The sequence below is a fragment of the uncultured Proteiniphilum sp. genome, assembly GCF_937873925.1.
In the GTDB taxonomy this organism is placed as follows: domain Bacteria; phylum Bacteroidota; class Bacteroidia; order Bacteroidales; family Dysgonomonadaceae; genus Proteiniphilum.
In genome coordinates, this window is sequence record NZ_CALNAT010000180.1 from 1 (window position 1) to 26,682 (window position 26,682).

The following is a 26,682-nucleotide window of genomic DNA, read 5'->3' on the forward strand; positions in this document are numbered from 1 at the left end:
TAAAATTGGCTAAATTTCCCAATAATCCCTGAAAATTGGAAGCGCCAAATTGTTCTTTTAATACTTGTCCCATCGGTGCCGCCAGATTGGTAACAAATGAGATCATCCCGAATAGCGCAATCATCATGATGATCGGCACAATCCGATTTTTGTTCTGATCAGTAGTCGTGTTCATACTTTTTGATTAATTATTAATTTGTTAATTATTATAGGATCTAATTCCAAATCATATTGGGTTCCCGGTCAAAAACCGGTAAGTTGTCCTCGACTCAAAAGTCTCACCCGGCTTCAGTACCACCGAAGGATATTCCGGTCTGTTGACGCTGTCGGGATAATGTTGCGTCTCGAAACAGACCGCCGATCTCGCGGGATAATGTTTTCCTTTTTTCCCGGGGAAATTACCGGTCATCCAGTTACCGGTATATAATTGTATTCCGGGCTCGTTCGTATACATTTCCATTTTGATGCCTGTCTTCGGGGAAAGGCAGTAACCCGCGTAAGTATATTCGTCTGTTGTGCTTTTGTTCAGAAGATACGTATGATCATATCCTTTGCCGAAATGCAATTGTTGGAAATCGTTCCCGATCCGCTCTCCGATGGTATGAGGGTCGGTAAAATCGAACGGTGTCCCCTTCACTAATTCCGCATCACCGTAAGGTATGGCGGTATTATCCGTAGGCAGATAGTTGTCTGCGTTAAGCATCAGCAGATGATCGCCGACAGAGGGATCACCTTGTCCGGAGAGATTGAAATAGGAGTGATTTGTAAGATTCAGGATGGTCGTCTTATCCGTAATGGCTTTATAGCGGATATCCAAAGCGTCATCGTCTGTCAGGATGTAGGTTACCGTGACAGAAAGATTGCCGGGGAAACCCTCTTCACCGTCTGCCGACAGATAAAACAATTCAATGCTCTGCCCGGTCAGGTTCTTCACCTCCCACACAACGGCATTGAATCCTTTTATTCCCCCGTGGAGTGAGTTGGGTCCATTGTTGACCGCCAGTTGATACTCTTTCCCTTCGAGGGTAAAATGTCCGTTAGCGATCCGGTTGGCTGTTCTCCCGCATATGGCGCCGAAATAGGGTTCTTCCGATGTCAGGTATTCATCGATGGTGTTATGCCCCAATACAACGTCGACCATTGTTCCGTTTTTATCGGGAACCATCAGCGAAACTATTTTGGCCCCGTAATTCGTGACCGTCAGCTCGCTCCCCTTTCTGTTTGTCAGAGTGTATAACCCGGTTTGCCTGCCATCTACCGTTTTTTTAAAAGCATCGACAAGCAAACCGGATTTGCTATACATTTTGTTCATGTAATTTTCTGGGTTTTAAATTAAGATATTGATGAAGATTGATCTTTCTTAAAATTGCTGTAAAATTAGCATGGATTTTTGATGTGACCTGAAAAATTTTTGTGTTATATAACATAAAACTTTTTAATTAACATTCTTTTCCATTACTTCTTTTGGATTCTTTGTCACCAAAATCTTATCTATCCTGTTTCCATCTACATCCACTATCTCGAAATGAAGGTTATCGTAATCGAATTGATCTCCCACCGCCGGGATCTTATTGATGCATTCAAATACAAAACCGGCCACAGTAGAATAATCGATCTTATCGAAATCCACAATAAAATCTTCATCTACCTGGGACAATATTTCTATGGGTGCCTCCCCGCTCACCAAGGCGGAATGGTCGTCACGTCTGAATATGAGCGGATCCGACAGTTCATCTTCGGTCTCCTCCGGAATAGCGCCTACCAGATTCTCGAATATATCGTGAATAGTGATAATCCCGTCGAGGCTCCCGTATTCGTCCACTACGACAGCCACAAACTTATGGTTGTTCTTGAAATTTTCGAGTACTTTTTGCGCCAGTAGATTATGGGGAACGATGATAGGCTCCATGATCAACTCCTCTATCGAGAACAGCTCCCTCTTATTGAGCCGCAACAGGAAATCCCTCATGGAAATAGTACCGGCAAAATCATCTATCTCTTTCCTGCAGGCAAGGATCTTGCTGTGTTTGGTCTGCAACAGGTCCTCAATGATCTCCTCCCGGTTCTTGCTGATATTCACCCATTCCACATCCGTGCGGTGTGTCATAAGATGAATAGCCCGCTTATCGGAAAAATAAAAAACCTGTTCGTGGATAATATTTTCTTTCACATCGATGATTCCCTCATGGGACGCTGTTTTCAACATAGACCGCAATTCCATTTCAGATATCACTTCCACTTTCGGTTTCAGACCTATCAACCGGTTGACAAAACCGGTCGATACCGATAACAGTTTCACGAACGGATAAAAGACGATACTTACCACATAAATGGTGGGCGCCACGGCAATCGCCATTTTTTCGGGATTGTTCAGCGCGATGGTTTTGGGTACCAGTTCACCTATCACAATGGATACATATGTGATAAGGAATACCACAACAACCATGGAAATACCTTCTGCAAAAAGGGCTATAGCCGGAAATTGCTGAAAGAAAGGCACCAGGTAAACGGTAAATGCCTGCCCCCCGTAAGCGCCGTTAATGATACCGATCAAAGTGATCCCCACCTGTACGGACGATAGAAAATTTCCGGGATCGGAACGTAACTTCAATGCCCGTTTTGCTCCTAACTTACCTTTCTTGCGCTCTGCTTCCAGCTTGTTCTTCTTCGTAGATACGATGGCAATCTCCGACAGGGCAAAAAAACCGTTAAAAAGGATCAGTATAAGAATGATAATGATATCTATCCACATAGCCGGTTGATTCGGTAAAACAAAACTGTGGTGATCTTACCACAACGGAGACGGATAGGTCCCCTCTTCTGCGAGATTCTTCAATCTGTCCACCACTCCGGGCCTGTCTTCGGCATAAGTAACGCCAAACCATCCGGAAGGTGTATCGAGTACTTTCACGGTAGCTGCACCGGTAACGATCAGATGATTGACCAATAACGGTATAAAGTATTCCGCTTTAAGATTTTCAATGTTCTCTTTCAGGAATTGTACAAAATAATCATCGGAATACTTGAAATAGTCTGGCGTGAAACCCCACATATTCATGGAAACGGGAGTATTATCGTCAATGGCGACCCACTGGTCGTTTTCGTCCTTGTAACTCACTTTCCCGTCTATGCGCATCACCTGTGTGCGTTCCACCACGCCCGTAAGGTTACGGTCTTCATCGGTCTCACAAACGCCACGGGCTACGGTACCGCTTTCCGAGAGGGTGTTTCCCACGCGGTAACCTACCATACAATATTTGTTCTTACTCTCTCCCAGGGTAGAAAGGTAATCGGCCAGCACCCGGAAACTATCCCGTCCGTAGAAATCGTCGGCATTGATCACCGCAAACGGTTCATGGATCACCTCTTTCCCCATCATCACAGCATGGTTGGTACCCCACGGTTTCACCCGGTCGGGATGGGGCGTAAAACCCTCCGGCAACATATCCAGTTCCTGGAATACCAACTCCACGGGTATCTTTTTCTCATATTTTCTGACGATCTTCTCCCTGAAATCATCTTCAAACGACTTACGGATCACGAAAACCAGTTTTCCGAAGCCGGCATTCACCGCGTCGTAAATGGAATAGTCCATAATGGTTTCACCGTTCGGACCCAATCCGTCCAGTTGTTTCAGTCCTCCGTAGCGGCTTCCCATTCCCGCTGCCAATACAAATAAAGTAGGTTTCATTTAAATCGATTTGTTGATTGAGATTGATTTGTAGATTTACTTTTTCTTCTCTATTTAAAAATAAAGTCACGCTTACGCACCGATATGCAAATGTAAGGTTTTTATCGAAAATGAGAAAAAGAATACTGCTCAAATTACTTTTGATATCTCTCTTTCTGGTTTTCCATGATCTTAAGGCTTTAAATTATTAACAGTCCCTACAATGAAGAGGTCACACCCCAAAAGCTTTCCACAGAGTATCTTCCGGTACGGGCGCGGTGACCATTATCTTTTCTTTGGAAACAGGATGGATAAATGAGATAGTACGTGCGTGCAGGCTGATGCTGCCGTCCGGATTGGAGCGGGCGGCACCGTATTTGAGGTCACCCCTGATGGGGCATCCTATTTTGGCCAGTTGCACGCGGATCTGATGGTGTCGCCCGGTCTCCAGGTCGATCTCCAGCAGGTAATAATTCTGTGAGGCAGCGATCAGGCGGTAATGCAGCACTGCCTTTTTGGTGTGTGGTTTTTCGTTGTCGTAGGCGCTCGATTTATTGGTCTTTTCATTCTTGACCAGATAGTGCGTCAGTTGATCCTCCTCTTTGGGGGGACGATCCTTCACAACGGCCCAATAGGTCTTGTCCACCTCGCCTTCACGGAACATATCGTTCAACCGCGACAGCGCTTTGCTTGTCTTTGCAAACACCACTGCCCCGCTCGTCGGCCGGTCGAGCCGGTGCGTCACTCCGCAAAAAACATGGCCGGGCTTATTGTATTTCTCTTTCAGGTACTCTTTCACCGCCTCGGACAACGGCTTGTCGCCCGTTTTGTCGCCCTGTACAATCTCACCCGGCGCCTTATTGACAATAATGATGTGATTATCTTCGTAAAGAACGGTCATCTGCTTAGGTATTCATTCCGCCGCAGACATTGATTACCTGTCCGCTGACATACGAAGAAAGATCCGACGCAAGGAAAAGAGCCGTATTCGCAACATCTTGCGGCGTTCCTCCGCGGCGCAATGGAATTTGCTTTGCCCATTCGTTGCGTACCTCTTCCGACAACTGTCCGGTCATCTCCGTAATGATGAAACCAGGGGCGATGGCGTTAACACGGATACCGCGTGACCCGAGTTCTTTCGCCATCGATTTCGCCAAACCGATCATCCCGGCTTTGGAAGCAGAATAGTTAGCCTGGCCGGCATTTCCGGATACTCCCACCACGGAGCTCATATTCACGATGCTACCCGCTTTCTGGCGCATCATCACGGGCGTCACCGCATGGATAAAATTGAATGCCGATTTCAGGTTCACATTGATCACCGCATCCCATTGCTGCTCGCTCATACGCATCATCAACCCGTCTTTAGTGATGCCGGCATTGTTGATAAGTATATCTATACGGCCGAAATCCTGCAGAACCTGCTCAACCACCTTGTGCGTCTCTTCAAAATTGGCCGCGTTAGAGGCATACCCTTTACACTTTACGCCCAGAGAAGCGATTTCATGTTCGGTGGCCGCACCGATCTCGTCGATGGTTAAATCTGTGAACGCGATATTTGCGCCTTCAGAGGCAAATTTCAATGCGATCGCTTTCCCGATACCACGGGCAGCTCCGGTGATTAACGCCGTCTTTCCTTCTAATAGCTTCATATTTAATTATAAATTATGAGTTATAAATCATAAATTGATTATCAATATATTTACCACTTTTTAGTTCTCCACTTCTTAATTTCTTATTTCCCACTTTTCACTTTTCACTCCTACTATACAATCCCTTAAAGAGAATATCAGCGATAACTTCCCTGTCCTCTTTTTTGTTATAATCGAGTTTCATAGCGCCACGGATCGTCGGAACTTCCAGGCCTTTAAAGGCGTAATGCAATATTTCCGCCGTCTGTTTCACATTCTTGGTTCCGAAAATCCCTTTATTGCATCCGTCATGAATGATTCCTTCGAGATAACGGATCTCTTTTCTGTCAAACTCTTTGCGGACATTCTCCACCTGCCAGATATCCCGGAAAAAATCCGCCCGTAACGTGCCGTTACGCGTAACCACCTCTTTGACGGCGTTTAAGCGGGTAAAAGCCAGCAGGATCAGTTTCTCATCGGCCGGGATATCACGTTTAATCACCTCTTCAAGCCTATTGTAGAGCACATTGAGCTCCGATTCAATGACTGCCTTATAGATATCGTTTTTGCTACTGAAATAGGTATAGAGAGTACGTCTACCACGTTGCGATGCTTCGGCAATATCATTCATCGTCGTATTCTCAACACCTTTTTTAGCGAAAAGTTGCTGGGCCACATCGATTAAATTTTTCTTCGTTTTGGAGATTGCTGAAACCATACTAATTTGCACATTTCACTTATGTATGTGCAAAAATAACACAAGATTCTAAATTCCGAAAGTAAATGAAGTGAAAAATCACAAAATTATTCGTCCTTTTTCACCAACCGGGCAGCTTCGCATACCTCATTATACCACTCTTCGCCGAATTTCCTGATCAACGGTTCTTTCAGAAAGCGGTAAAGAGGTATTCCCTCTTTTCTTCCGCGTTTTACCGCCGGCTCGCATACCGACCAACGGTGATAATTGACAGCCGTGAAATTGCTGTATTCAGTCAGCCTGATAGGGTAAAGATGACAGGAAACCGGTTTCCGGATGGATATACGCCCCTCCCGGTACGCGTCGTCGATAGTGCATTTACACACCCCGTCGGCATCGAAATAGGTGAATACACACTCTTTTCCATTCACAAGGGAGGTAACCAGTTCACCATCGTAATCGGTATAGGCTATTCCCTGTTCATCGATCACCTCCCGCGCTTTGAGGGAAAGATCATTCCATATTTCGGGCAGGATCCCTTTGATCTGTTGAAACTCTTCCTGTGTAAGAGGCGCCCCCGATTCCCCTTCCACACAACATTGTCCTTTGCATTTACAAAGATCGCAAATGAACTGTTCTTCGAATATTTCGTCCGACAGGAGCGTATGCTGAATTTGTATCATTTTTATTGTATTGCTGATTCGTCTTTGTTTTTAATCTCCGGAACTATGTTCCCCTATTGACAACTTCCGGGACTATCCTCTTTGTTTTTACCGTTTCCGGATTTCTCCGTCGATATACCCGGAACAACAGAAAAGTACATAAGCCGCTGATACCGGCAGCCAGGGCAAACGAACCGGTGACCGGCATCTTTTCTATCTCCCGTATCCATTGGCTGTCACCCCAGAAATAATGCATTATAATGATCACAGCGTTGTTGATGAAATGGAAAATGACAGATATCCAGAGATTCCGCGTGTAAAGGAACAGATATCCCAGCAGTCCTCCCAGCAGGAGCCTCGGCAGAAATCCATAGAATTGAAAATGGACCACACTGAATATCAATGCCGTAAGCCAGACAGCAACATGTCCGTTCGGGAATTTCTCCTGTATAAATTGTTGCAAGGCCCCACGGAAAAACATTTCCTCCGACAGGGCGGCAAGCCCGGCTACCACCAGCAAGTTGAGGATAAGGCTGCGGACGGTGTCGCCGGACAATAACAAATTGGTGGTCTCCAGTGCGGCATCTTCCAGGGAACGTAATACCTGCTCCATCTCCCGCATCGATGCAGGGAGTTCCATGCCCTTATTCCATTGTGACAGAAACGAAGCCAGAAGGTAGGAGAAGAGAAAAACCAAAACGGCAAACATCACTTTTTCCCCTGTCCTTCCGTTACCGGTCATCTTCAGATAACGTACCGGCCCGGCATGGGTCAATGCGGCGATAAGATATGCAGGCAAAGCGGTCGCCACCACCGATTGCATTACCGAACCCACGTAAATTGCAGTCACTTTACCTCCGTTGCTCAATCCCGGTATCATCAGGATAAGCTTTGTCAGGATGCCGGCGGTTACTACACCCATCAGCAGAAACAAAAAAAGATAGGCTATTTTATAAGCCGGTGTGAAGGATGAAAAAACAGGTCTCATTACCGCTGTCATTTTAAATGCAAAGGTAGCACAATAATCCGGTAACGGAATTGCAGCGGGTTCAATAAAATATTTTTTGCAATTTAAAAGAATAACACTAATTTTGCAATCTTATTTTTTTAAATGTTTCAATCGGTTGAATTTTACTGACTTTCAACAAAAAACAATCATTTTCACATATCATAATGAAGTCAACACTGAATAAAACGAACGATGTGAATGGAACCATCGTCATTGAACTGGAAAAAGCAGATTATCAGGAGAAGGTAGATAAGTCTCTGAATCAATACCGTCAAAGGGCCAATATTCCCGGCTTCCGCCAGGGAAAAGTACCCAAAAGCCTGATCCGGAAATTATACGGCAAAGCAATATTGGTAGACGAGATCAATAAGATAGTCTCCGATGAAATAGGAAATTTCATCCGCGAGAACAATCTTAAAATCCTGGGAGAACCTCTTCCGGCTAATAACGAAGAGGAACAATTGGATCTGGAGAATGACGAAGTACTCAAATTCTCGTTCGACGTGGCGCTTACTCCCGAATTCGATCTGAAACTGGATAAAAGTGTTGAACTGACCTATCACAACGTACAACTCGAACCGGAACTCCTCGACCGGCAGATGGATGCCTACAAACAGAATTACGGCACTTACGCCTCTGTGGAAGAGGGAGCAAAAGATACCGACCTGATCAAAGGTACACTTACCGAAATGGAGGGAGACAAAGAGAAAGAAAACGGTCAGGTGATCGAGAATGCTATCCTGATGCCTTCCTATGTGAAGGATGAGGAAACCAAAAACAGTTTCATCGGCGCCAAAGTAGGTGAGAGCGTGGTATTCAATCCCAGGAAAGCTTATGATAACAATGAAGCCGAAATCGCATCTCTGCTGCAAACCGTAAAAGAAGAAGCGGCAAAGATGGAGTCCGATTTCCGGTTCGATATCAGGGAAGTTACCCGCTATAAAGAGGCGGAAATGGATCAGGAGTTGTTCGACCGTGTGCTGGGCGAAGGCGTGGCTACGTCGGAAGAGGAATTCAGGACAAAAGTGGAATCCGGGTTAATAAGGCAGTATAAACCCAATGCCGACCACCTTTTCATTCATGAAGCAAGGGATCTCATTGTGAAGATGATGGAAGAGGTAACATTCCCCAATGAACTGCTGAAACGATGGTTGCTCGAAGCAGATGAAAAGCGTACGGTCGAAGAGATTGAGCAGGATTTTTCTAAAATCCTGGAAGACCTGAAATTCCATGTGGCAAGACAGAAGATTGTGGATGAGAACGGTATCAAGGTTGAATTCACGGATATAGAGGCGCTTGCTGTAGAAGTAGCGAGAGCCCAGTTCGCACAGTACGGAATGACTAACCTGCCGGCCGACGTGCTTCAGAATTATACCAAAAGCCTGCTCGAAAAAGAAGAGACCGTCCGGAACCTGTACGACAGGGCTACGGAAGACAAGATCATCGACTGGCTGAAAGAGAACGTGACTGTTATCGAGAAAAATATCTCTTCAAAAGATTTCAACGAACTGATGAGCAGCCATTCACACCAGCATGGCGAGTATGCAGACGGCGAACATACGGAAGAAGAGCAAGTTCACAGTGAACACGGCCACGGGGAACATACAGGAGATGAAATTTCAGACACTACTGTCCCGGAAGAATCGGCTGCCATAGAAAAACCGGCACCTGACGAAGCTCCTGCCACCAAAGAAGACCCGGATACAACCGAAAAACCGGCAAAAAAAGCGAAAACTTCAGCGAAAAAATAAGTATCCGCTGATCAACCTACAGATTGTTTATCAGTATTTTATTTTGTAATTCGATAATTCGTTATAAATTTGTTGCATAATTTGAAAACCGGGAAATGCCTTCAGATACAAATTTGGCACTCCGTTTGCAGTAGTTCTAATGATAATCGAATTTTGAACATACAAAAAAACTTTTATGCATAACGATTTTAGGAAATATGCGGTGAAGCATCTGGGTATGAGCGGCTCCAGATTAGACAGCTATATGAATATCACCAGCCAGGGAGGCGGTTACATCTCTCCCACCATCATTGAGGAACGCCAGCTCAACGTAGCGCAAATGGATGTCTTCTCCCGTTTGATGATGGACCGTATCATCTTTCTCGGTACTGCCGTCGATGATTATACAGCTAACGTGATACAGGCCCAGTTGCTCTATCTCGACTCCTCCGATCCGGGGAAAGATATCTCCATCTACATCAACTCTCCCGGCGGATCAGTCTATGCAGGACTGGGTATCTACGACACCATGCAGTTCATATCAAGCGACATATCTACCATTTGTACCGGTATTGCCGCTTCCATGGCTGCCGTACTGCTAGTAGCCGGCAGCGAAAAAAAGCGGTTCGCCCTCAACCACTCCCGGGTTATGATCCATCAACCGCTGGGAGGCGTGCAGGGACAAGCCTCGGACATCGAAATTACCGCCCGTGAAATTGCAAAGATCAAACAGGAGCTCTATGCCATCATATCCATGCATTCCGGTAAACCCGTCGAAGATGTGGCCAGGGACTCCGACCGTGATTTCTGGATGACTGCGGCAGAAGCCAAAGAATATGGCATGGTAGATGACGTCCTGACAAAAAAGAAATAAACGATAACAATGGCTAAAAAGGCGAATAGCAGTAATCACTGCAGTTTTTGCGGAAGAAGTGAGCAGGAAGTGAATCTGCTCATTTCGGGGATGACCGGCTTTATCTGCGACATGTGTGCCGAGCAGGCCCACGAAATTGTGAATGACTCATTCAAAAGCAATTCCAAGTCAGATATCGGACTTACGCTCTCCTCACTCCCTAAACCTACACAGATCAAGGAGTTCCTCGATCAGTACGTGATCAAACAGGAGAGTGCGAAACGTTTTCTGTCGGTATCGGTCTATAACCACTATAAACGCATTTTGCAGAAAAACACGAAAGATGATGTGGAGATCGAAAAATCGAACATCATTATGGTGGGAGCTACCGGCACGGGAAAAACGTTGCTGGCCAGGACCATCGCGAAGATGCTGCAGGTCCCTTTTACTATTGTGGACGCCACCGTACTCACCGAAGCCGGGTACGTGGGAGAAGATATAGAGAGTATTCTCACCCGTTTGCTTCAGGTAGCCGATTACAACGTGAATGCCGCGGAAAGAGGGATCGTCTTTATCGATGAGATCGATAAGATAGCCCGCAAGAGCGACAACCCTTCCATCACCCGCGATGTGAGCGGCGAAGGTGTACAGCAGGGGTTATTGAAACTGCTCGAAGGTTCCATAGTGAACGTGCCGCCCCAGGGAGGCAGGAAACACCCGGAGCAGCGGATGATTGCCGTAAACACCAAGAATATATTATTTATTTGCGGTGGTGCCTTCGACGGAATAGAGAAAAAAATTGCCCAACGCCTCAACACACGTGTAGTAGGTTATGCGGCGAGTAATGAAAATACGGTGATCGACCGGAACAACCTGATGAAATACATCACTCCCCTCGACCTCAAATCGTTTGGACTGATCCCGGAGATCATCGGGCGCCTTCCTGTCCTCACCTATCTGGAGCCGCTCGACAGAAACGCACTGCTGCGTATATTGACGGAACCGAAGAATTCCATCATCAAACAGTATCAGAAGTTAATCGATATGGATGGCGTAGCGCTCACCTTCGACCGTGATGCTTACGAATACATCGTTGATAAAGCCATTGAATTTAAACTGGGCGCGCGCGGCTTGCGTTCCATCGTGGAAGCCATTATGATCGAGGCGATGTTCACCCTTCCCTCTTCTGAGGAGAAGAAAAAGTTGCACGTCACCCGCGAATATGCTTCCCACCAGTTGGAGAATTCGGATCTGCACCATTTGAGAGTGGCCTGATACATCCTCCATCCACGCTTTTAGAACCATCGGCCGATGAAGCCGGTTGCGTATGAATAAAAAAACGCATGTTCAACCTGCGTTTTTTTTTCATGTGATATGTTCACCCGTTTATGAATATATAGGGAATTATACGGCAGAGTTACAGATATTTATTTTCTATTACAATAATCTTATTTGGAAATATAAAATACTTTTCTAATTTTGTGTTTACCTTTTGGTAACAAAGATTTCATTACAGGGTGATTTGCTCAATGGAAAAACAAAATTTATTATACAGAGGTTTAAAAAAATATTTCGGATTCGATACTTTTAAAGGCAACCAGGAGGCCATTATTAACTGTATCTTATCCGGGAAAGATACTTTTGTATTGATGCCTACCGGTGGCGGGAAATCACTCTGCTACCAGCTCCCTGCACTGCTGATGAAGGGAACGGCGATTGTCATTTCACCGCTTATCGCACTGATGAAGAATCAGGTAGACGCTATGCGCAATTACAGTGAAGAAGACGGTATTGCCCACTTTCTGAACTCCTCCCTCAACAGACAGGAGATCGAAGAGGTGAAAAAAGATGTCCTCTCAGGCAAGACCAAGATGCTCTATGTAGCGCCCGAATCACTTACCAAAGCCGAGAACGTAGAGTTTCTCCGGAATATTCCCATTTCATTCTACGCCGTGGACGAGGCACACTGTATTTCAGAATGGGGGCACGATTTCCGGCCGGAATACCGGCGTATCCGCCCCATCATCAGCGAGATCAGCATACGTCCTATCATCACGCTGACGGCCACGGCCACACCGAAGGTGCAGCACGATATCCAAAAGAATCTCGGTATGACCGATGCGGCGGTATTTAAATCGTCTTTCAACCGCCCTAACCTTTATTACGAAGTACGGAATAAGACCGAACAGATAGACAGGGAGATCATCCGGTATATTCTTTCCCAAGGTAAAAAATCAGGCATCATCTATTGCCTGAGCAGAAAAAAAGTGGATGATTTCGCGGAGATCCTGCAGGCAAACGATATCAGGGCATTACCCTACCACGCCGGAATGGATGCCGCCACCCGCAGCAATAACCAGGATGCTTTCCTCATGGAGAAGGTGGATGTGATCGTAGCTACCATTGCCTTCGGGATGGGGATCGATAAGCCTGACGTGCGCTATGTGATCCATTACGACATACCCAAAAGCCTCGAGGGGTATTATCAGGAAACGGGGCGCGCCGGACGCGACGGAGGTGAAGGTAAATGTATCGCGTTCTATTCCGAAAAAGACCTGCAGAAGCTGGAGCGTTTCATGCAGGGGAAACCGGTCTCAGAACAGGAGATCGGGAAACAGCTACTGCTGGAAACAGCCGCCTACGCAGAAACATCCGTATGCCGGAGAAAAGTGCTGCTGCACTACTTTGGCGAAGAATATAACGAACCGAATTGTGAACATTGTGACAATTGTTTAAATCCCAAGAAGAAAGTGGAAGCGAAAGAGTTACTTATTACTGTATTGGAAGCGATTATTGCTCTCAAAGAAAAACAAAAAGCCGATTATCTCATAGATTTCCTTATTGGAAAAGAATCATCTGATATAGAGACTTACGGGCACAACGAACTGGAAGAATTCGGATCGGGTGCCGATGAAGAAGAAAGCACCTGGGAAGTACTTATCCGCCAGGCATTGCTCGATAACTATCTGAAGAAAGATATCGAGAACTACGGTATTCTTAAGATCACCAAAAAGGGGAAAGAATTTTTGAAGAATCCCGTATCTTTTAAAATCACAAAAGACGATGAAGAGGAAGACAGTATGTCGGATCCGGAAAGCGAGGATTCAGATGTGCTGAATTCAGCCGGAGGAAGCGGTGGTGCCGCCGACCCTGTACTTTTCTCCATGATGAAAGACCTGAGGAAAAAACTGTCGAAAAAGTTGAATGTTCCTCCTTATGTTATCTTCCAGCCTTCGTCGCTCGAAGCGATGGCAACTTCCTATCCTATTACCTTCGAAGAGCTGCAAAATATTCCCGGAGTGGGTGCCGGAAAGGCAAAGCGTTACGGTAAAGAATTCGTGGAGTTGATAAAGAAGCATGTGGAGGAAAACGATATTACCCGCCCCGAAGATCTCCGCGTAAAGACGGTCGCCAACAAGTCGAAACTCAAAGTATCCATTGTACAGGCCATCGACCGGAAAGTGGCGCTCGATGATCTGGCGGAATCAAAGGGGATAGATTTCAATGAGATGTTGTCGGAGGTAGAGGCCATCGTATATTCGGGCACAAAGATCAATATCGATTATTTCCTCAACGAAGTGATGGACCAGGATGTACTGCAGGATGTGTACGCCTATTTCAAAGAAGCGGAGACCGATGATCTGGACAAGGCACAGGAAGAATTACCGGATTATACCGAGACTGAGATCCGCCTGGTACGCATCAAATTCTTCTCCGACATGGCGAACTAATGTACGGATGTACTCATATGCCAATGTACGGATGTCTTGATGTGTCGATTTGACAATGAATGATTTGGGTAATTCAGTAGTAATTGAATGCGTGAAGCACGCATAACAGCAAGACGAAAAAATAAACTATTTTACACCGATACCGTTTATTAAAAAGAAAACGGTAGGCAGAATATGAAGAAATATTTACAAAATATAAACAGCCCCGACGATCTGAAAAAACTCAGCATCGATCAACTGGAAATAGTTTGTACCGAACTGAGGGAATTTATCATCGAACAGCTCTCCCATAATCCGGGTCATTTTGGCTCCAGTCTGGGGACGGTGGAGCTTACAGTGGCACTGCATTATCTCTATCATACCCCCTATGACCGGCTTGTCTGGGATGTAGGACATCAGGCCTACAGCCATAAGATCCTTACCGGCCGTCGCGACCGGTTTTCAACCAACCGTAAACTGGGAGGGCTTTCGGGATTCACTAATCCCAATGAAAGCGAATACGATACTTTCGCTGCCGGCCATGCCTCCACCTCTATCTCGGCAGCGCTGGGTATGGCCGTGGCTGCTAATCTTAGCGGGGAGACAGACCGGCATATAGTGGCCATCATCGGCGACGGATCCATGACCGGCGGACTGGCTTACGAAGGGATCAACAATGCCTGTTCCCAGCCAAACAACCTCCTGATCATTCTCAACGACAACGATATGTCGATCGACAATAATGTGGGGGGAATACAGGATTACCTGGTGAAACTGACTACTTCGGCAAAATACAACAAAGTACGGAACAATCTCTACCAGGGGTTCAAGAAACGGAAGCTTATTTCGGAAAGGGAAAAGAACCTCGTGTTACGGTTCAATAACAGCGTCAAATCCCTGATCACCAAGGAGCAGAATCTGTTCGAAGGGTTCAATATCCGTTATTTCGGACCGATCGACGGGCATGACCTGCCACAGCTCATCCGGGTACTCAGAAACATCAAAGATATGCAGGGGCCGCGAATCCTTCATATAAAAACAGTCAAAGGTAAAGGGTTCAGGCCGGCTGAAAAATCGGCTACTATCTGGCACTCGCCCGGCCTTTTCAATAAAGAAACCGGCGAACGTATCCTGAAGAATAAAGAGAACCAGCCGCAGCTCTATCAGGATGTTTTCGGACATACTCTGGTGGAGATGGCAGAGAAGAACGAGAAAATTGTAGGGGTAACACCCGCAATGCCTACCGGCTGTTCCATGACCTTTATGGCCGACAAGTTTCCGGACAGGTCATTTGATGTGGGCATCGCCGAAGCGCATGCGGTTACCTTTTCCGCCGGTATGGCAAAAGAGGGATTGATCCCGTTCTGCAACATCTACTCATCATTCATGCAACGGGCTTATGATCAGGTGATCCACGATGTGGCACTACAAAAACTGAAGGTGATCTTTTGTCTCGACAGGGCCGGACTGGTAGGACCCGACGGCCCCACCCACCATGGCGTATTCGACCTGGCCTATCTGCACCCTATCCCTAATTTGGTAATTTCAGCGCCATATGACGAACATGAATTGCGTAACCTGATGCATACCGCCGTATACGGGAACGACGGGCCTTTCGCTATCCGGTATCCCCGTGGGCAGGGCGAGATGACTGACTGGCGGAACGTCCCCCAAATTCTTCCGATCGGTAAAGGTAGAAAACTGAGAAAAGGGAAAGATATTGCCCTCCTCTCCATGGGTACTATCGGCAACAATGCCGCAAAAGCGATCGACGAGGCGGAGAAATCGGGCATCAGCGTGGCACATTACGATATGGTCTTCCTGAAGCCTATAGATGAAGAATTGCTGCATAAAGTGGCAAGGAAATTCAAATATATAATTACGGTCGAAGATGGGGTCGTTAAGGGTGGCTTTGGAAGTGCCGTTCTCGAATTCCTTGCGGAAAACGGTTACTCCGATGTCCACGTACTCCGCATAGGTATTCCCGATGAATTCATCACTCACGGCTCCGTCAGCGAACTCCAGCAGATCACCGGAATTGATGAAAAAGGGATTCTGGAACATATTACTTGTATGTACAACGGGATCAGAGGTAGTTATCCCCCATTTACAGCCGTCGCACCACAGGATAAATCCCGTTGCACAGGCACATAACCGTTGAGATAGAGAATCATTAACTGCAAAAGATGCTATGAAGATTTTAATAGCAGGTGCGGGCGCCGTCGGAACCCATCTGGCGAAACTTCTCGGACAGGAAAATCACGACATAACACTCATAGATGCCGACAAGGACAGGCTTGCCCTCATACGCGACAACTCCGATATACTTACTTATATCGGCAATTGCATGTCACTCAAGGATCTCACCGAAGCAGGGACGGCCAATGCCGATCTCTATATAGGTGTAACCCCCGAAGAGTCTAAGAATATCACCTCCTGTATGCTCGCTTCCAATTTAGGTGCAAAGAGGACGCTGGCCCGCATAGATAATTACGAGTACCTGTTGCCCAAAAACAAAGAATTCTTTGAGAAGCTGGGTATTCACTCTATGATCTATCCCGAACTGATCGCAGCCCGGGAGATCGCGATGTCGCTGAAAACGCCGTGGGCCCGATTCTGGTGGGAACTGTGCAACGGAACCGTGATCCTTGCCGCTGCCAAAGTGAGAGAAAACGCTCCTATCATGAACACATTCCTGTATGACCTTTCACAGGAAAACAAACGGTTCCATATGGTGGCCATCAAACGCAATTCGCATACCCTGATCCCCAAAGGAAGCGATCAGGTCCTTCCTGGCGATATTCTCTATTTCACCACCCTCAGAAAATATATCGATTCATTGCCCGAACTGTTCGGAAAAAAATCGTTCGAAGCCAAAAAGATCATGTTTATGGGCGGCAGCCGCATCACCATGCGTACCATACAACAACTCCCGTCGAATATCAATATAAAGATCATTGAACAGGACAGGGAACGTGCGGAGAAGCTGGTGGAGATGGCCCCCCCCAACGTCACCGTTTTCGTGGAAGACGGCCGGAACGCCGAATTTCTCCTGCGGGAGGGCATCACTGAGTCCGATGCATTTCTTGCCCTTACCGGTAACTCCGAAGCCAATATCCTGGGATGTATGATGGCAAAACAGTATGGCGTAAAAAGGACAGTGGCTGAAGTCGAGAATATCGATTACATCTCGATGGCGGAACGGTTCGATATCGGCACAGTAATCAACAAAAAACTGATCGCCGCCAGCAAGATCTACGAACTGTTGCTGAAGGCCGATGCTTCCAATATAAAGAGCCTTACCATTGCCGAGGCCAATGTAGGGGAAGTCATCGCCAAACCCAATTCCAAAGTGACGAAAAAACTGATCAGGAACCTGAATCTCCCTGACGACATCACTTTCGGAGCGCTTATCAGAAACGGAGAACCCATGCTGGTGGATGGAGATACGTTGATTGAGCCCTACGATCAGGTAGTGGTGTTTTTCCTCAATAAATCGCTGAAAAGTATCGAAAAACTATTTAATTAAATTTGTACCGGGGCGGGTTTTGCAAACCGTAAACGCATATGCCCCCGGACAAACTACGACGCATGCAGAGATTTAACTATCAGTTTGTATTGAATACCGTAGGTCTGCTCCTGATAATTGAAGCGATCTCCATGCTCTTTTCCGCATTCGTAGGTGAGTATTACAACGAAACGGCCGTAAGGAGTATTTACCTCTCGGCGCTCATCAGCTTCGGCTCCGGAGCGCTCCTTTCCTTTCTGGGAAGAAAACGGAAGCGGACAGCGGGTAACCTTACCAAACGGGAGGTTTTCCTTACCGTCACGCTCTCATGGTTGATGATGGCGCTGTTCGGTACACTCCCTTACCTGTTCAGCGGTGCCATTCCCTCTTTCACGAATGCATTTTTTGAGAGCATATGCGGTTTCACCACCACCGGCAGCTCTACCCTGGTCAATATTGAAGCGTTTCCAAAATCACTCCATTTCTGGCGCAGCTTCACGCAGTGGATCGGAGGGATCGGGATCATCATCTTCGTCCTCTCATTTATGCCAGTCTTCGGAGGGATCTCAGGCCAGTTCTATGAGGCAGAAGCCACCGGTATAGCCGAAGACCAGTTCCGCCCCCGCATCAGCGAGATCACGAAACAAATGTCATTCACCTATCTCGGCCTCACCGTTCTGGGGTTTCTCTTTCTCTGGGCAGGCCCGATGGATGCGTTCGATGCAGCCTGCCACACACTCACGGCCATTTCTACAGGCGGTTTTTCCACGAAGCAGGCAAGCATCGCCTTTTTCAATTCCCCTTATACAGAATATGTGATCACCCTGCTTATGTTTCTGGGGGGTACCAATTTTTTACTTATTTCGACGCTTATCACCCGGTTCAAGGCCACTATTCTCAGGGATGAAGAATTCAAATGGTATCTGTTGATTACCGTCCTTTTCACCTTGGGGATCACAGTGGCTCTTTTGGCTTCCGGACAGATGAACGACGTAGAACAAACTTTCCGGATAGTGCTTTTCCAGGTCGTGGCGGCAGTCACCACCACAGGATTTGCCACAGCCGATTTCCAGTTGTGGGGTTCCGGTTACTGGCTTCTTTTCCTGGCGATGATTCTCTTTTGCGGTAGTGAAGGTTCCACTTCGGGTGGTATGAAGATCTCGCGCCTGATAGTGCTTTCCAAAAACGCGCTGTTGGTTTTCAAACGCCAGGTACACCCTAATGCACTCTACGTGGTGAAAATGAACCGGAAAGTGATTACCGGCGAAACCCTGTCCCGGCTGTTCGCCTTTGTCTTCCTGTATGTCACCCTCACGGTGATCAGCGCCGCAATACTGGGCCTTACCGGGATGAATTTCGAAGAGTCGATCGGTGTTTCACTTTCAACCATCAGCAACTACGGCTTCGGATTAGGCTCATACGGGCCCAGTGGCACGTTTGAATCAGCCACACCTTTCATGAAATATTATCTCAGTTTCCTCATGTTGGTAGGGCGCCTTGAAATATTTACCGTACTCTCCCTCTTCATCCCGGGATTTTGGAAAAGATAATTTGAACTTAAAATGACTTAATTAATTCTTCAAAGCCTCAGCTTATGGCCGGGGCACCCGTTCGATGAAACAGACGTAAACTGATAAGTTGTTTGAGCGAAGCGAGTTCTTATCAGTTAGTCTGTGAATCGAAAACGGGTCGGCAAGAAGATGTAGTTGAAGAAGAATTAATAGAACATAAGATCCGGTTCAGACGGTCAATTCCTAAAGAAGACCGTATCATCGATCGCATCGATAATGATCGGTTTTGTTTTATCCACCTTCCCGGCCAGCAGATCTTTCGAAAGCTGGTTCAGCACCTTTCGCTGGATCAACCTTTTCACCGGGCGGGCTCCGAACTCGGGATCAAAACCGGCTATGGAAATACTTCTGACCGCCTCTTCGGTGTACTTCAGTTCGATACCGTTCTCCGACAGCATTTTCCCGACAGCATCGAACTGCAAGCGGACAATCTGTTCAATCTCGTCCTCTTTTAACGGAGCAAACATAATAATATCATCGATCCGGTTCAAAAATTCCGGACGGATAGTTCTTTTCAGCATATCCATCACCAGGTTGCGGGTGTTTTCGATAATCTCCTCCCGGTTCGAAGGCGTGATCCTTTCGAAATTCTCGCGGATAAGGTTCGACCCCATGTTAGAGGTCATGATGATGATGGTATTCTTGAAGTTTACCACCCTACCCTTGTTATCCGTCAACCGCCCGTCGTCCAGCACCTGCAGGAGGATATTGAATACGTCGGGATGGGCTTTCTCGATCTCGTCGAACAACACCACCGAATAGGGCTTGCGGCGGATGGCCTCGGTGAGTTGTCCACCTTCATCATACCCCACATATCCCGGAGGGGCACCAATCAGTCGTGTGGCGCTGAATTTTTCCTGGTATTCGCTCATATCGATGCGGGTCATCATGTTCTCATCATCGAACAGATATTCGGCCAGTGCTTTCGCCAACTCCGTTTTACCCACCCCCGTAGTACCCAGGAAAATAAAAGAACCAACAGGCCGTTTCGGATCGCTCAATCCGGCACGATTACGGCGTACCGCATCAGCTACAGCAGTGATCGCTTCATCCTGGCCGATCACGCGTCTATGAAGTTCCTCTTCAAGGTGAAGCAGTTTTTCGCGTTCACTCTGCAACATCTTATTTACCGGGATACCCGTCCACCGCGATACCACGTCGGCAATATCTTCGGCATCCACCTCCTCCTTGATCATGGCACGGCCACCCTGACGCTCGTGCAACTGCCTTTGCAGTTCTTCTATCTCATTTTCCTTCTCCTTGATCGTACCGTAGCGCAGTTCGGCCACCTTACCGTAATCGCCCTCACGTTCGGCACGCTCTGCCTCGAATTTGGCATTTTCAATGTCGATCTTATCCTGTTGTATCTTATTGATTATCTCTTTTTCGGACTGCCACTTGGCTTTGTATTCCGACTCTTCGGCCTTCAGGTCTTCAATCTGCTTAGTAAGCAATTCCCCTTTCTGCCTATCATTTTCACGACGGATAGCTTCACGCTCGATCTCCAATTGTTTGATCTTCCGCATGATCTCATCCAGCTCTTCGGGCACGGAGTCCACCTCCATACGCAGTTTGGCCGCCGCCTCGTCCATCAGGTCGATCGCCTTGTCAGGCAGGAAACGGTCCGTAATATAACGGCTCGAAAGCTGTACGGCAGCAATAATCGCCTCGTCTTTGATACGTACCTTATGGTGATTTTCATACCTCTCTTTCAGACCGCGAAGGATAGATATAGTATCCGATTCACTCGGTTCATCCACCATCACCGTCTGGAAACGGCGTTCCAACGCTTTGTCTTTTTCGAAATACTTCTGGTATTCATCCAGCGTGGTAGCCCCGATAGCGCGCAATTCACCACGTGCCAATGCCGGCTTGAGAATATTAGCCGCATCCATCGCCCCTTCGCTTTTTCCGGCACCTACCAGGGTATGGATCTCATCGATGAAGAGGATGATCTCCCCTTCCGCTTTAACCACTTCGTTGATCACCGATTTCAACCGTTCCTCGAACTCTCCCTTGTATTTTGCCCCGGCAATCAACGCTCCCATATCCAGAGAGTATATCTGCTTGCTTTTAAGGTTCTCCGGCACATCGCCACGAACGATACGGTATGCCAGCCCTTCGGCAATGGCTGTCTTGCCTGTCCCGGGCTCGCCGATAAGGATGGGATTGTTCTTGGTACGCCGGCTCAGTATCTGCAATACACGGCGGATCTCTTCATCCCTTCCGATGACGGGATCAAGCTTGCCGTTGCGGGCACGTTCCGTAAGGTTCACAGCATATTTGCCCAGCGACTGGTAGGTATCTTCCGCCGACTGGCTGGTCACCTTTTCCCCTTTGCGCAGATCCTGGATAGCTGCCTCCAACTGGTTCAGTGAAATGCCGGCATCTTTCATCATCTGCGAGGCTGAGTTCTTTTCACTCAGGATAGCCAGCAACAGATGTTCGATAGATACAAACTGGTCGCCCATCCTGCTCGTGAAGTCCGCCGCTTTTTGAAAAACAGCATTGGTTTCACGACTCAGCATCGGATCGCCGCCCGACACGCGCGGGAACGATTCGATCTCCCTGTCGAGCACCTTCTCAACGGTTTGGGGATTTACCCCCAGTTTCTGGAACAGAAAACCAGTTACATTCTCACCCACCAGCATCACCCCTTTGAGCAGATGCGCCGGCTCGATCATCTGTTGATTATTTCCCTTTGCCAGATCTATGGCTTTCTGTACCGCCTCCTGCGCTTTTATTGTAAAGTTATTAAAATTCATATTCCTTATTTTTTAAGTTCGATTTCATCAGACTATTTCTACACTCGGCATATCCAAAGCAAGCTTTGTCTCTGCTCTTGCTTATCGAAATAGTTTTAAAGTTAGAATCAAATGGGTTGCAGCGAATCGAAAATCCCGCCATACGGGAAACCAAGCCTTTATTCAAAAAACAAAAATACCAGGAACAAAGTTCTCACAATGACGACATTCGAAACGATGAACACCTTACAATACTGATCCATGCAATTACAACCAAAAAGGTCAAAATCTTTGCCATAATGTTAAATATGACTTTTTGACAGTAAATTATATTTTTTCCCTGGAATGAATAAATATTATATATTTACGAATGTTGTATATTTATCGCGTAATTTTGCCGTTATACGAAGTCGTATGCGAAGGCCGCGCGTCCCTGCGCGGATTCAATAGGAAGGTTAATAAAAGAGAGGGAAGAAAATAATGAAAATATCTATCAAAAAGAATTGTCATTCCCGCTGACTTTGGCCATAGAAAGTGTCCTCTTCGATAAACAGATAATCACGGCAAATATAATAAATTTCCAATTCCCCGCTTTTTTTACATATACTGCTGGTGCAGAATATGCATCCCCACCGAGGCCTTGGATACGTGTTATGTTTCCATTGGCTGCATATGTAATTGATTATTGCTATCGGAACACCTGCTTCCTTCTCACTTCTCCAACTGTTCCACGGCTTCCACCAACCGGATAAATTCGCGGCGGTAGCCGTTCGGATCATCATTCAAACCTTTGCGGGCCAATTCAAGGACTTTCGCGTAAGAGGCATCTCCCTTGAAATCGGAATCGCGCAGCAATTGTCCGAACATGGCGACCGACATAATGAAGTTCAGTTCCCCCGGTGCATTCGTATTCACCACGCTTGCCAACACGGGCACTTCCAGTTTACGACTCACCTCTTCGTCCGGTTTCTTATAGCGAAGCTTCACGGTCAATAATTCGTTGCTGTTGCTGAATTGAAGGGCAGATATCTCTTTTTCCGATGACTGGTATTTCAAGGGATCTACCTTACCCAACGGAACTTCCACCCCCACAGGTACAATCTCGTAGAGGACCGTCACGATGTGACCGGGACCCAATTCTCCCGCATCCTTCAGGTCGTCATTAAAATCTTCATCGTCGAGTAGCCTGCTTTCATAGCCCAGAAGTCGGTAAGCATTTACAAACGCAGGATTGAATTCCACCTGAATCTTCACGTCCTTTGCAATGGTATGCATCGTGCTGCCGAACTCGTTCACAATTACTTTATTGGCCTCTTGCAAATTATCGATATATGCGTGGTTTCCATTCCCCTTCTGCGCCAGAATTTGTAGCTTGTTGTCTTTGTAGTTACCCATTCCATATCCGAGAACCGTCAAAAAAATACCGCTTTTCCGTTTGGTCTCGATCAATGATTCCAATCCTTCCGTGGTTGAAACGCCCACGTTAAAATCGCCGTCGGTGCATAAGATCACACGATTATTCCCGCCCTTCACAAAATTCTTTTCAGCAATCTTGTAGGCCAGTTGAATACCTGCTCCCCCGGCAGTAGAACCTCCTGCCTGCAGGCTCTCCAACGCATCCATGATTTTCTGCTTATCAGCGCCGCTTGTCGACGCTAATGCTTCACCCGCCGCTCCGGCATAGGTAACAATTGCCACGCGATCTTCGGGTCGCAAATTATTCACGAGGAGCTTCATCGCCGACTTCACCAGCGGCAATTTATCAGCGCTGTACATCGATCCGGACACATCGATCAGAAAAACAAAATTACTTGCCGGCAGCGTTTCCGAAGGAATTTCCTTTGCTTTCACACCGATTCTCAGTAATTGATGTTTTTTACTCCACGGACAAACCGTCGTTTCGGTAACGATTTTCACCGGATGTCCATCCGTAGGTTGTGGATAGTTATAACTGAAATAGTTGATCATTTCCTCGATACGTACCGCATCTTTAGGCGGCATTTGTCCCTGATTGATCATGCGGCGGATATTGCCGTATGAAGCGGCATCCACATCGAGCGAAAAAGTAGAAAGCGGTTGTTTCACAGCCGGTAGGAACCGGTTTTCTTTGAATGATTCATACTCTTCGGTATTTCCTTCATGCACGATAAATGTTTGCATGGGGAAATTGTACGCGGCATCCTGAACCGATCCCCGTATCCGGACACCGGCAGCCCGGCCTTGTACTGATGTAACTGCTCCAATCAGGCTTTCCTTTTTCTGTTTTCCAAAAGCCACGACCGTCACCTCTTCCAATATCGCTACCTCTTGCTGCAAACCGACTTCTATCCATTCATTCTCCACTTTTACCTCTTCTGATTTATACCCGATGTACTGAAATTGCAGTATCTTACCTTTTCGGGTCTTGATGCTGAATTCACCGTTCATATCCGTAACCACACCATTGTTTGTCTTTTTCTCCATAACGGTTACGCCGGGTAACGGTGCTTTGCCTTGCACATCATATACTTTTCCCTTCACTACCATTTCCTGTGCTAAAACCGATAACGACATTACCGCTACGAGGAACATCAAACTGATTTTTTTAATTGTTGTCTTCATACCTTTTATTGATTTACTAATTCACAAATCATCTTTTACCTTATAGATACAATTGTGCCCGGAATTCCATAACCGAACGAATAATTTTTTAATTTTGTAAGGTATTTTTTATGAATGAATACGCAACGAATTGAAAAACAGACGGGACATACCTACATTATCAAACGAAGAATTGTTTTCTCTTTGCAAAAAAGAAGAACAACCGGTCTGTTTCGGCGAGCTATATCGCCGTTATATCCCAATGATATATGGGTTATGCCTGAAATATCTTGCCGACAAGACCGATGCGCAGGATGCTGTGATGGATCTGTTTGAAGAGGTCTCACAAAAAATTAAACGGTATGATATACAGAATTTTCACACATGGCTTTACAGTGTAGTGAAAAACCATTGTCTGCTGCGTCTGCGGAAAGCGAAACAGTCGTTTTTTGTAAATATGGATGATACAATTATGGAAAACGGCGATTTTTTTACTCTATTAGATAAGGAGAAGTCAAGTGAAGAAGAATCGGCGTTGATGTTGTGCATGAACGAATTGGGCGAAGAACAGCGAAAGAGCATCGAATACTTTTATTACGAAAACAAATCGTATGCCGACATCGTTTCTATTACGGGATACACGCTCGAAAAGGTGAAAAGTTATATTCAGAACGGAAAGCGGAATTTAAAGAATTGCATTACGCGGGTATTGAAGATGCAGTAGTTTTCCAATGATTACTCAGTTACAATGCATGAAGACTCGCAGTCGTGATAAATAAAAACTGCGGGAGATAACGATAAGCAATGTGAATTTAAAAGATTACATACGGGGACAACGACAAGGGAAGGAAGCCAACCGGCTGGAACGCAGGGCTATAGATGATCCTTTTCTGCAAGACGCCATCGACGGGTATGATTCGGTGGAAGGAGACCATATATCTGTGATCGAAGATTTAGAAAAACGGCTCTCTTTACCGAAGAAACGCATCCATAAACGGATGTGGATATGGGCTGCTGCGGCTGTGATCATATTACTTATCAGCACTCCTCTTCTGCTTTACAAACCCTATACGAAGGAGGAAATACCCGTTGTATCTTCTGATATCATTCAACAGGAAAAAGAAATCACGACTCCTTTACTTCAAAAAGATACGGTATTGACCGCCGATCATTTCGAATCGAAAAAAGAGGAAGACAAGCCGCCAAGGGCAAAACAGACAATCTCCCCTCCCCTTTCCGTCGAAGCATCCCCCGAAACGATCGAGCTGGTTGCTGAGAATATTGAAGTCTCTGAAGAAATAGAGAGTGTTTCGGATAAAGAGGTGCGGCTGTCCACCGCTCAGCACAAAACGGAAAAAACGCTTATCAAAGAACCACAAAATAACGTTACGCAAGCAGTGAGTGGCCATGCTGCGGGGATTGTTGTTTCAGAGGAAAAACAAGGCACGAAGATACGAATCAGGGGGAGATCTTCTTCAGTAGCTCAACCGGATAAAATATTTGTCTCCGGGCGGATAGTGGATGAAACCGGAGACCCGATTCCGGGCGTTACGATCAGTCTCGCTGATACTCAAACAAGAACCATTAGCGACACAGCGGGCAATTTTCAACTGACTGTTCCGAAAGACGAACAAGGGACGCTGATTGCTTCTTTTATCGGCATGAAAAGTTCCAAAATTCCATTGAAAGAAAACGTGGGAGATATTAAGATGAAAGCCGATGACATGGCGTTGAACGAAGTTGTTGTCGTGGCTTTTGGAAAACAAAAAAAAGAATCGGTAGTGGGTGCTGTTTCTGTGGTGAAAGACATAGCGATAACGGATTCCGTTTCGGGTGTAAAAGATATAGCGGCATTCGGTGAAAAAGAGTTTAGGAACTATTTCACCGAAAATTACGATAAAGATAGCTGTGCAGGGCAAAAAATTGCTTTTATTGTAGAATTTTTTATCGATCCGATGGGACGACCGGGAAATATTGAAATCAAAGAAAACTCCTGCCCCGCACTGGAAATTGAAATAAAAAGGCTTCTGCTCGGCTCTCCGCCCTGGTCAGAAGTAAACAGGAAAGTAATATTACCTTTTGAATTATAATATCTCCGTGGCAAACGAAAAATTTTATACTTCACGGGAAGAAAGTGTCAACTATCTTACCCATGGCATTGGAGTGGTGATGAGCATCGTGGCTACGGTTCTCCTGCTTCGTAAAGCGGTGATTGCCGGTGACGGCTGGGCAATTCTCGCGTATGCTCTTTTTGGTTTCGGAATGATTGCCTGTATGATGTCATCCACCCTCTATCATTTCATAAAGGAACCCGTGC

At 46.4% G+C, this 26,682-nt stretch carries 20 protein-coding genes and 1 pseudogene; 10 read left to right on the top strand and 11 right to left on the bottom strand.

What is annotated here, in order from left to right; translation table 11 throughout:
• The 9 genes and pseudogenes from Q0502_RS12225 to Q0502_RS12265 all read right to left on the bottom strand — a co-directional run.
• Positions 1-175 (bottom strand): annotated as a pseudogene (locus Q0502_RS12225) (MFS transporter); the annotation flags it as partial.
• Between the two features lie 51 nt (positions 176-226).
• Positions 227-1,312, bottom strand: a complete 1,086-nt coding sequence (locus Q0502_RS12230; RefSeq protein WP_298651095.1) for an aldose epimerase family protein — start codon at positions 1,310-1,312, stop codon at positions 227-229.
• A gap of 123 nt (positions 1,313-1,435) precedes the next feature.
• Positions 1,436-2,752, bottom strand: coding sequence for a hemolysin family protein (locus tag Q0502_RS12235; protein ID WP_298651097.1), 1,317 nt, complete (start codon positions 2,750-2,752; stop codon positions 1,436-1,438).
• A 36-nt stretch (positions 2,753-2,788) separates the two neighbouring features.
• Positions 2,789-3,691, bottom strand: a complete 903-nt coding sequence (locus Q0502_RS12240; protein WP_298651099.1) for a nucleotidyltransferase — start codon at positions 3,689-3,691, stop codon at positions 2,789-2,791.
• A 211-nt stretch (positions 3,692-3,902) separates the two neighbouring features.
• Positions 3,903-4,571: an RluA family pseudouridine synthase gene (locus tag Q0502_RS12245; protein ID WP_298651101.1), complete on the bottom strand. Its 669-nt coding sequence runs from the start codon at positions 4,569-4,571 to the stop codon at positions 3,903-3,905.
• 4 nt (positions 4,572-4,575) lie between these two features.
• Positions 4,576-5,322, bottom strand: coding sequence for a 3-oxoacyl-[acyl-carrier-protein] reductase (gene fabG / locus Q0502_RS12250; protein ID WP_298651102.1), 747 nt, complete (start codon positions 5,320-5,322; stop codon positions 4,576-4,578).
• 97 nt (positions 5,323-5,419) lie between these two features.
• Positions 5,420-6,019: a TetR/AcrR family transcriptional regulator gene (locus tag Q0502_RS12255; RefSeq protein WP_298651104.1), complete on the bottom strand. Its 600-nt coding sequence runs from the start codon at positions 6,017-6,019 to the stop codon at positions 5,420-5,422.
• 86 nt (positions 6,020-6,105) lie between these two features.
• Positions 6,106-6,681, bottom strand: a complete 576-nt coding sequence (locus tag Q0502_RS12260; protein WP_298651106.1) for a DUF3109 family protein — start codon at positions 6,679-6,681, stop codon at positions 6,106-6,108.
• Between the two features lie 43 nt (positions 6,682-6,724).
• Positions 6,725-7,648, bottom strand: coding sequence for a CPBP family intramembrane glutamic endopeptidase (locus Q0502_RS12265; protein WP_298651108.1), 924 nt, complete (start codon positions 7,646-7,648; stop codon positions 6,725-6,727).
• A 185-nt stretch (positions 7,649-7,833) separates the two neighbouring features.
• Between Q0502_RS12265 and tig the strand changes: the two genes are divergently transcribed.
• The 7 genes from tig to Q0502_RS12300 all read left to right on the top strand — a co-directional run bounded on the left by tig (position 7,834) and on the right by Q0502_RS12300 (position 19,020).
• Entirely contained in the window at positions 7,834-9,420 is a 1,587-nt protein-coding gene (gene tig, locus Q0502_RS12270; protein WP_298651109.1) for a trigger factor, read from the top strand.
• A gap of 175 nt (positions 9,421-9,595) precedes the next feature.
• A complete protein-coding gene (gene clpP, locus Q0502_RS12275; RefSeq protein WP_298651111.1) occupies positions 9,596-10,273 on the top strand; it encodes an ATP-dependent Clp endopeptidase proteolytic subunit ClpP in 678 nt (225 codons plus the stop codon).
• Between the two features lie 9 nt (positions 10,274-10,282).
• Positions 10,283-11,527, top strand: a complete 1,245-nt coding sequence (gene clpX / locus Q0502_RS12280) for an ATP-dependent Clp protease ATP-binding subunit ClpX (RefSeq protein WP_298651113.1) — start codon at positions 10,283-10,285, stop codon at positions 11,525-11,527.
• A 254-nt stretch (positions 11,528-11,781) separates the two neighbouring features.
• Positions 11,782-13,983 carry a DNA helicase RecQ gene (gene recQ, locus Q0502_RS12285; protein WP_298651115.1) on the top strand — a complete coding sequence of 734 codons (2,202 nt, stop codon included), beginning with the start codon at positions 11,782-11,784 and terminating at the stop codon, positions 13,981-13,983.
• A gap of 174 nt (positions 13,984-14,157) precedes the next feature.
• Entirely contained in the window at positions 14,158-16,116 is a 1,959-nt protein-coding gene (gene dxs, locus Q0502_RS12290) for a 1-deoxy-D-xylulose-5-phosphate synthase (RefSeq protein ID WP_298651117.1), read from the top strand.
• Between the two features lie 37 nt (positions 16,117-16,153).
• Positions 16,154-17,491: a Trk system potassium transporter TrkA gene (gene trkA / locus Q0502_RS12295; protein ID WP_298651119.1), complete on the top strand. Its 1,338-nt coding sequence runs from the start codon at positions 16,154-16,156 to the stop codon at positions 17,489-17,491.
• Positions 17,492-17,529: 38 nt separating this feature from the next.
• Positions 17,530-19,020: a TrkH family potassium uptake protein gene (locus Q0502_RS12300; protein WP_298651121.1), complete on the top strand. Its 1,491-nt coding sequence runs from the start codon at positions 17,530-17,532 to the stop codon at positions 19,018-19,020.
• Positions 19,021-19,217: 197 nt separating this feature from the next.
• Here Q0502_RS12300 and clpB read toward each other — a convergent pair whose 3' ends face one another.
• Both clpB and Q0502_RS12310 read right to left on the bottom strand, forming a co-directional pair.
• Positions 19,218-21,806: an ATP-dependent chaperone ClpB gene (gene clpB, locus Q0502_RS12305; RefSeq protein ID WP_298651122.1), complete on the bottom strand. Its 2,589-nt coding sequence runs from the start codon at positions 21,804-21,806 to the stop codon at positions 19,218-19,220.
• A gap of 690 nt (positions 21,807-22,496) precedes the next feature.
• Positions 22,497-24,386, bottom strand: a complete 1,890-nt coding sequence (locus Q0502_RS12310; protein ID WP_298651125.1) for a von Willebrand factor type A domain-containing protein — start codon at positions 24,384-24,386, stop codon at positions 22,497-22,499.
• Between the two features lie 130 nt (positions 24,387-24,516).
• On the opposite strand from Q0502_RS12310, the gene Q0502_RS12315 reads away from it, so the two are divergent.
• From Q0502_RS12315 to Q0502_RS12325, 3 genes are all read left to right on the top strand, one after another.
• Positions 24,517-25,089 carry a sigma-70 family RNA polymerase sigma factor gene (locus Q0502_RS12315; protein ID WP_298651127.1) on the top strand — a complete coding sequence of 191 codons (573 nt, stop codon included), beginning with the start codon at positions 24,517-24,519 and terminating at the stop codon, positions 25,087-25,089.
• A gap of 82 nt (positions 25,090-25,171) precedes the next feature.
• On the top strand, positions 25,172-26,455 hold the full coding sequence (locus tag Q0502_RS12320) for a carboxypeptidase-like regulatory domain-containing protein (protein WP_298651129.1): 1,284 nt from the start codon (positions 25,172-25,174) through the stop codon (positions 26,453-26,455).
• Positions 26,456-26,462: 7 nt separating this feature from the next.
• Positions 26,463-26,682: hemolysin III family protein (locus Q0502_RS12325; protein ID WP_298651130.1), on the top strand; the 220-nt coding region annotated here is incomplete at its 3' end.